This window comes from Plantactinospora solaniradicis, assembly GCF_042658085.1.
Classification (GTDB): Bacteria; Actinomycetota; Actinomycetes; order Mycobacteriales; family Micromonosporaceae; genus Plantactinospora; species Plantactinospora solaniradicis.
In genome coordinates this window covers 1-679 of the sequence record NZ_JBHSPR010000061.1, presented here as the reverse complement: position 1 = coordinate 679, position 679 = coordinate 1, and the positions used below count along the sequence as shown (strand labels likewise).

The 679-nt window shown below is 72.0% G+C and carries 1 protein-coding gene; it reads left to right on the top strand.

The annotated features are described in order from the left end of the window. Window positions 1–22: 22 nt before the first annotated feature. A partial coding sequence (locus ACFP2T_RS41800) for a condensation domain-containing protein (protein WP_377432423.1) occupies window positions 23–679 on the top strand: 657 nt, incomplete at its 3' end.

The window sequence follows — 679 nt, the reverse complement described above, 5'->3', positions numbered from 1 at the left end:
TCCCGAGGAACTGGCCCTGCCGGTGGATCACCCGCGCCCGGCGGTGGCCAGCCATCGCGGCCACAGCACCGCCCTGCGGGTACCGGCCGAGGTGCACCAGCGTCTCGTGGAACTGGCGCGGGACGAGGGCGTGACCCCGTTCATGGCGCTCCAGGCCGCGCTGGCGGTGCTGCTGTCCCGCCTGGGCGCCGGCACCGACATCCCGATCGGCACGCCGGTCGCGGGCCGGACCGACGAGGCCCTGGACAGGCTGGTCGGGTTCTTCGTCAACATGCTGGTGATCCGTACGGATCTGTCGGGCGACCCGGAGTTCCGGGAGATCCTGGCCCGGGTCCGGGAGACCACCCTGAGCGCCCTGGAACACCAGGACGTGCCCTTCGAGCGCCTCGTCGAGGAACTCGCCCCGGCCCGCTCGCTGTCCCGCCACCCGCTGTTCCAGGTGCTGCTGACCCTGCAGAACACCGACCATGCCGCGCTGAGCCTTCCGGACGTCCAGATCGGCGGGCAGGCGCGCGCGGGTGGCGGTTCGGCGATGGCTGCGCGATTCGACATGGACATCTCGCTACGGGAGGCGGCCGACGAGCAGGGTGGTCCGGCCGGGCTGTCCGGGTCCCTGACCGTGTCGGCGGATTTGTTCGATGAGGGGGCGGCGGTTCGGTTCGCGGGGTTGTTCGTGCGG